Consider the following 4,371-nt stretch of genomic DNA (forward strand, 5'->3'; position numbering starts at 1 on the left):
GGTTTTGCTTCCTGCAACAAGGGAAGCAGAATCAGCATTCCAGTTTAAAATCGCCCGTGCGTCAAGGTAGTCATTTCGTGAAACCTGATAAGCTCTGTTTACTACAGGGATCTGTGAAGGGTGGATAACGGTTTTTCCGATGAAACCGCAAAGTCTGTCCTCCCGGATTTCCTGAATCATTCCTTCTTTCCAGCTGTCACCGGCATAATATTCCCATACAGGACCGGAAATCACATAATCCATACCATATACAGTGATAATATCTGAGAAAATATCTGAAACAGGTCTGATGCTGTGAATAGATTCATTGGCATGTCTGCGAAACCCAAACATATGGCACAGATCATTTCCGCCAACACGTATATTCAATATAAGATCTTCAATTCTGGCTAAAGAATCCCTTAACAAATAGAGAATATCAATTCTGTTTCGCAAATCTATAATGGAGGGACTTTCGTAAATAGGCATCATGTAAAGCTTTTTTGCGACAAGTTCATTGACGAGGATCATCTGCTCAATATAACTTTGTGCGTTATCCGGGCTGAATTTAGGGACGATGAAACCGGTAACAATCTTAATGGATTGCCCAAGAGCTTTTGTTAATCTCTGAATCTGCTGTGGATTCCGAACCCGGATAAATATTTTGGGCAGATAGAATGGCTTTTGTTCATGCTGTATGAATATCTGGCTGAGAGAAGAAATCAGTATCTGCTCGGCTTCTTCAACATGATCGTCGTTTATGGTATCTTCAAGACAGAGAGCAAGAGAAAATCTGTTCCCGAATCTTTCATTTATCAGAGAATCAGTGATGGATATTCTGTTGGCAGGACAATAGAGTAATGGACCTACACTGTAATATAAAACATTATTTTTCATAACACTCCTTCTGACATATCTACAAAAATTCCCGTAAATAGGGTACCTTATAGAAATTCAATAAAATACTGCAGGTAATCCGGTCCATCACAGTGTGAAGGACCGAGTCAGCAGCTACATCATAGCACATTTCAGGGGAATAAGCCATAGAAAGAACAGGGGAATTTTCTTGAAATATAAATAGCAATATGATACAATTTTGAGGTAGAATTTATACGAAAATTTGGAGAAAATTATGGTTCCGCATTATTTTATGAAATTACTGTAGAACTTATCATGAACAGAAATAAGATAAGCAGATATTGAAGGTGAGATACTTATATGTTGGAACACAAAAAAATTCAAAACCTCAGTGATTATTTTGTCGAACTGAACAGCAGGCGGGAGAAAGGTGTTTATTTCTACCGTATCAACGGATATTCTGAAGAAGTCGGCGAATTTATAAAGAAATATTATGATACAGCAAGAAGAACCGGAGTGGTTATCGAAGGGAAGATACCTAATCCCGATGAGGGGAATCTTGCATATTATAATGAAATAATGGGAATGGATTTTCAGATGAGTATGGATTTTATCCATGTCAGTCTGAGAAAATGGCTGCCAAGGATGAATGAGTTTCAGAGACAGAATGTGGCAGCCTCCATTTATGACTCTCTGGATTCCCTGCGAAAAGCCGGGAAAACCGAGAATATGCTCAGGAACGCATATATCAAGTTCATGTGCTGGCTGTATTATAAATTTGAACGCATTGTAAATCAGCTTGGAGAGAACCATATCCCTAAAATATTATATGAAGGGCAGATAAGCAATTATGAGTTAATGCTCATATCGATTCTTTCCAATGCAGGCTGTGATGTAGTACTGCTTCAGTATGCAGGGGATCAGGGATATCTGAAAACAGATCCGGGTTCCGTTCTTTCAGACAGTTTGCAGATGGAAGGTTTGCAGCCATTTCCGCAGGGATATTGTGTGAAAAAGGTCAGAGATGAGATTCAGAATGAACTTAACAATGAGAGACTGTATGGAATCAGACCTTCGCTTACAAATTGTACAAATGCATGGATAAAGGGAAACGGCCTGGATGATATCCGCGAGAGCATTCTGTTAAGGGGAAATGACAGCCGTTTTTTTTATAACTGTTTCTGCAGGATAAACGGGGCAGAAGATAAGCTTACTTATGCAAATGAACTGTTCAGATTGCAGCAGGAACTGAGAAATTCAAAGAGAAATACGGTGATCGTAAGTAAAGAGATTCCAAGACCAACGCCGCAGGAAATTTCAGAGATAAAGAGGTCAAACTACACATCCGGAGATCAGATGCTCCTGGGACTTGCGTGTAATATACAGTATGGAGCCAATCCGGAGCTTCAGCGGATCCTGCATAAAACATTTGTGGATGTTATGCTGGCTGAATCTCAGAAGGAAGGGGAAAATCTTAACAGACTGACAAACAGGGCAGTGTATCTGCTGTGCTGGATGAGAAGATATCTGCCGAAGCTGTTCATAAACTGGAAATCACCGGAGATTGGATGCTTTATTTATCTGGGGGGCTGCCGGAATGAAAACGAAGCTCTGTTTATGAGTTTCCTTGGGCGGCTGCCACTGGATGTGCTGATCTTATGTCCTGATCTGAACATTAAGTGCTGTCTGGAAGATAAACTTCTGTATGAGGTCAACTATCCGGAGAGTCTGGCGATCACAGAATATCCGGAAGAGAGTTCTCAGGTAAAGATTGGAACAGCCGCTTATCATGCGGAAAGAGAACTTGATACTCTGATGTATCAGGACAGTGGGATATACAGAAATCAGCAGTATGTGAAGGCGAATGTTATCAATCTGCAGACCATGTATGAAGAGATAAAACTACTGTGGGATCAGGAATTGAAATACAGACCTAATTTCAGCACAGTTAACGGTGTGGTAAATATTCCGGTTATTTTTTCAAAAATCTCAGGAGTGAAGGATGGAAGTGTTTCTCAGTACTGGGAATCCATAGCAGCACTGATCACAGAGGATACCGTTGTTGTGAAAAGTGCTCCGTGCATTGAACCAACTGCCTCCGGTCCAATGAAAGCCTTTGCCGTAGAATTTTATAAAAACGGAAAGCTTCTGCGGAATAAAATAAAGAATCATCCCAGATATCCTTATCATCTTCTTCGGGAGGAAATGCAGGAATTTATACTTGACAAGCTGCAGCTTCTGATCGAGCGGAAACTGATAAAGGGTATTGGGGAAAATGGTACAGAATATACAGTGATCGCGCAGATTCTGGATCTGCCGAAGGAGATTCTGCGTCTGATCCAGAAATTTGATTTTACAAAAAAGAATCCAAAATTGATATATATTAATACAGGGGAGACGATGATTTCACTTCAGGATTCGATTCTTGTAACATTCCTGAACCTGGCAGGATTTGACATTCTGTTTTTTGTCCCTACAGGCTATCAGAGTGTGGAGAACTACTTTGCAGAAAAACTGATGGAAGAGCACCAGATCGGGGAATATAAATACGATATGCAGGTTCCGGATCTGAATAACATTTCGACAAACAGTACCCGCCCCTCATGGCGGAGAAAACTTTTCAGGAGAGGTTAGTAGATTATGGGACTTGATTTCGGTAAATCATCTATGGGAAATCCTGCTCAGGCCGGTAATGGTCTTCAGGAGAAAAATGAGATTGAAGTTGTGGAGAAATATGATATTGTCGCTGACAGGCAGCAGATGAATGCTGAGCTGGTCAATTCAAAAGAAGTGGACGATATTGTCAGCACGATCGAAGTTTACAATATGGATACCATTGTATCTTTTGGTGCGAAAGCAGCAGAGGAGATTTCCAAGGCATCTGATGTGGTCCTCAACAGCATGAATATGTCGCAGCTTAATGAGACAAGCGAGATGCTTAAATCGCTGGCAAAGATCATGGATCAGTTTGACATTAATGAAATTAAGGATAATCCGGGACTTTTCGGAAAGCTTTTCGGAAATTTCAGAAAACAGCTGGATAAGATACTGGCCAAGTATCACACAATGGGCGAAGAAGTTGATAAGATTTATGTTCAGCTTAAAGGATATGAGTCTGAAATCAAACAGTCCAACAAAAAGCTGGATACCATGTTTAAGACCAATGTGGATTATTATCATGAACTGGTGAAATATATCCTTGCAGGAGAACAGGCATGTAAAGAGATTGAAGCCTACATTGCCCAGAGACAGCAGGATATGGAGAATACGGGAGATCAGTCTATTCAGTTTGAACTTACCAGTCTGAATCAGGCACTGATGATGCTGGAACAGAGGACACAGGATCTGAGAACAGCAGAGAATGTGGCAATGCAGTCCATTCCCATGATAAAGACTATGGAGTTCAGCAATTACAATCTGGTGAGAAAGATCAATTCTGCGTTTATCGTTACGCTTCCTGTATTTAAGCAGGCACTTGCGCAGGCAATTCTTCTGAAAAGGCAGAAGATACAGGCAGAATCTATTGCAGAACTG

General features: G+C 40.7%; 3 protein-coding genes. 2 read left to right on the top strand and 1 reads right to left on the bottom strand.

Translation table 11 applies throughout. The features are described 5' to 3' along the window. Positions 1-876, bottom strand: an 876-nt coding sequence (locus tag AC075J_RS02860; RefSeq protein WP_476389963.1) for an HpcH/HpaI aldolase/citrate lyase family protein, incomplete at its 3' end; no start/stop codon positions are given. 321 nt (positions 877-1,197) lie between these two features. Between AC075J_RS02860 and AC075J_RS02865 the strand changes: the two genes are divergently transcribed. Beyond that, entirely contained in the window at positions 1,198-3,471 is a 2,274-nt protein-coding gene (locus AC075J_RS02865) for a YceG family protein (protein WP_025578292.1), read from the top strand. A 6-nt stretch (positions 3,472-3,477) separates the two neighbouring features. Then, positions 3,478-4,371, top strand: an 894-nt coding sequence (locus AC075J_RS02870) for a toxic anion resistance protein (RefSeq protein ID WP_476389964.1), incomplete at its 3' end; no start/stop codon positions are given.

This window comes from Blautia sp. ZXY-1-C6 (assembly GCF_056339875.1).

Excerpts from the sequence above, each read along its gene's own strand:
- AC075J_RS02865 (WP_025578292.1), top strand. The coding sequence starts at position 1,198 with ATGTTGGAACACAAAAAAATTCAAAACCTCAGTGATTATTTTGTCGAA.